We start from the raw sequence: 2,895 nt of genomic DNA on the forward strand, positions 1-2,895 counted from the left end.
TGGCGTGAGGGGCTTTCGATGGCGTGAGGGGCTTTCGATGGAAGTAACTTATTTCATGAGACATAACAGAAGAAGTTTTATTCGGAGCAGCACGGCGGCGGTATCGGCGTTGATGCTGGGATCGCTGGAAACATTTGCAAAAGACAGACCTATTATGAGCAGTACAGCTGGATTTGAATTAAAGGTGCTTGCCACCAACTGGGGCTTTGAGGGGACGCTTGACGCGTATTGCGCCAAGGCCAAAAAAGAGGGTTATGACGGGATCGAGATCTGGTGGCCGATGGAGCCTGCGGCGCAGAAGGAATTGTTTACCGCGTTGAAGGATCATGGATTGGAGGTGGGATTCCTGTGTGGCGGGCAGGAGAGTTCTTTCGAACCGCATTTCGAGACGTTTCGCAAGATGACAGAGGGGGCGGCGCTGAATACCGTGCAGCGGCCGTTGTACATCAACTGCCATTCGGGGCGGGATTATTTTTCGTTCGAACAGAATAAGACTTTCCTGGATCATACGCGGTCGCTGGCGGCGCGGTCGGGGGTACTCATCTGCCATGAGACGCACCGGTCGCGGATGCTTTTTGCGGCGCCGGTGGCCCGGCATTTTATCGAGAGCGACCCGGAGCTGCGGGTGACCTTTGACGTTTCCCACTGGTGTAATGTGAGCGAGAGCCTGTTGGCCGATCAGGCTTCGACGGTGGAGCTGACGCTGGCGCGGGTGGATCATATCCATGCCCGTATCGGGCATCCCGAGGGACCGCAGGTGAACGACCCGCGGGCGCCGGAGTGGAAGTCGGCGGTGGATGCGCATTTTGCGTGGTGGGACAAGGTGGTGGAACGGAAGAAGAAGGAAGGCAAACGACTAACGGTGCTTTGCGAGTTTGGGCCGCCTGACTATATGCCGACGTTGCCGTATACGCGGCAGCCGCTTGGCGATCAGTGGGCGATCAATGCGTATATGATGCATATTCTCAGAAGCCGGTACGCATGAGTTCCATTGTGACATTTATCGGGCATTGGCATCCGGTGCTGGTTCATTTACCGATCGGGATGATCCTGGCGGCGTTGTTGTTACAACTGCTGGCGGGGAGGGCTGCGTTTGCCACGGATGCCGCCGGCAGGTCCATTGTTTTGAAGGCGGTGTCGGCGGTGTTGCTGGCGGGTGTCATCTCGGCGGCGGCCTCCTGTTTTACGGGATGGGTCCTGTCGTCGAGCGGAGAATATGACCCCACGCTGGTGGGTTGGCATATGTGGATGGGGATCAGTCTGACGTTTCTTGGTTTTTTTCTGTGGGTGCGGGTACGGATCAACGGTTTTGCGTTCGCGGACCGGGTGCTGTCGCTGATCATTCTGGGATTGGTGATCGTGACGGGACATCTGGGCGGGTCGCTGACGCATGGAAGTGATTATTTATTCCTGGGCGGCGGTTCGGCCGGGCCGGCTGAGGTGGACTCGCCGATTGTGAATGTACAGGAGGCGCACGCTTATGCGGAAATCATCCGACCGATATTGCGGGATAACTGCTATGGCTGCCATGGGGCGAGGCGGCAGAAGGGTGGGTTGCGGATGGATGATCCAACCTGGTTGGCAAAGGGAGGGAAGGACGGGGTCGTTATTTTGCCGGGAAGGGGGAATGCGAGTGAGCTGATCAAACGGCTGTTGCTGCCGGAGGGGGATGAGCATCATATGCCGCCGAAAGAAAAGAAACAATTGAATTCGCGGGAGATCTTATTGCTGCGTTGGTGGATCGACCAGGGAGCCGATCCATCGCGGCGGGTGGCGGAGCTGAAGCAGCCTGATTCGGTTCGGCCGGCGTTGTTGTCGGTTCAGGGTGCGCGGGCGAGGCCCCGGGTGAACGCGGCCGATGGCGAGGTGCCGGCGGCGGAGGTAGCGGCAGCGGATGAGAAGGACCTTGCCGCGTTGCGGGCGAAGGGCGTGCTGGTGATGGAGGTGGCGCGGGGGAGTCATTGGTTGGAGGTGGAGATTGCCGGCGGCGTGGGGGGAACACACAGGATCGATAGTGTGGTTCGGTTGCTGCTTGCCGTGAAAAAGCAGCTGGTCTCGCTGAAGGCGGGGTATACCGGACTCGGGGATAGTGCGCTTAGGATGATCGGGCAGCTGGATTCGTTGCGGTCGCTGGATCTGGCGGGGAATTCGATTGGGGATGCGGGGCTGGCGGCTTTGAAGGGGTTGAGTGCCTTGCGGGTGTTGAACCTGGTGGGGACGGCCGTGAGTGCTGCCGGGATCGAGGGGTTGAAGGGGTTGCCGAAATTGCGGCGGGTCTATCTGTATCAGACGAAGGTAGGTAGCCGGGACTGGGCGGAGTTGAAGCGGGTGCTGCCGAAGGTGGAGATGGATACCGGCGGGTATTCGATGCCGGTGCTGGCGGGGGATACGAGTGTGGTGAAACAAGGGAAGAAATAGCCACATACTACAAGTGCGATAAGTATCCGTTTTTGATATTATTTGGTGTTTTATTGTTATTTTTATATATTTATAGTGCAGCAAGTATCAAAAACTGATATTTAATGAATTTGGAATCACAAGAACAGAAAGGACTGAGCGCGCGAGAACGTCAGATTATAGATGCGCTGGTCAGACAAGGCAAACAAATCATTCGCCCGGAAGATTTGCAGTCGTTGCCAAATGGAATTGCTGGCCGTCCAAATCTAATACTGTCGCGGTTAACAAAAAAAGGATGGCTCCAGAGATTAAGAGCGGGTGTTTATCGAATTTTACCATTAGGCTCTGAGTCAGTGAACATGATCGCAGAAGATGCCTGGTTAATTGCCGTTGAGATATTTGCCCCATGTTATATAGGTGGTTGGTCGGCGGCCGAGCACTGGGATCTTACTGAACAGATTTTCAATAAAACACTCGTGATTACTGCTAAAAAGCAAA

General features: G+C 55.9%; 3 protein-coding genes. All 3 read left to right on the forward strand.

Annotation, left to right across the window (positions count from 1 at the left end; genetic code table 11):
* Positions 1-985 (forward strand): sugar phosphate isomerase/epimerase family protein (locus tag VGM48_RS13705; protein WP_331579997.1); only part of this gene is annotated, 985 nt, incomplete at its 5' end.
* Entirely contained in the window at positions 982-2,418 is a 1,437-nt protein-coding gene (locus VGM48_RS13710) for a c-type cytochrome domain-containing protein (RefSeq protein ID WP_331579999.1), read from the forward strand. The genes VGM48_RS13705 and VGM48_RS13710, both read left to right, overlap by 4 nt.
* Positions 2,419-2,522: 104 nt before the next feature.
* Positions 2,523-2,895 (forward strand): type IV toxin-antitoxin system AbiEi family antitoxin domain-containing protein (locus VGM48_RS13715; protein WP_331580000.1); only part of this gene is annotated, 373 nt, incomplete at its 3' end.

The sequence above is a fragment of the Puia sp. genome (assembly GCF_036500295.1).
In the GTDB taxonomy this organism is placed as follows: domain Bacteria; phylum Bacteroidota; class Bacteroidia; order Chitinophagales; family Chitinophagaceae; genus Puia.

Bases quoted from the DNA above. Each gene is read 5' to 3' on its own strand.
- VGM48_RS13710 (WP_331579999.1), top strand. From the start codon at position 982: ATGAGTTCCATTGTGACATTTATCGGGCATTGGCATCCGGTGCTGGTT.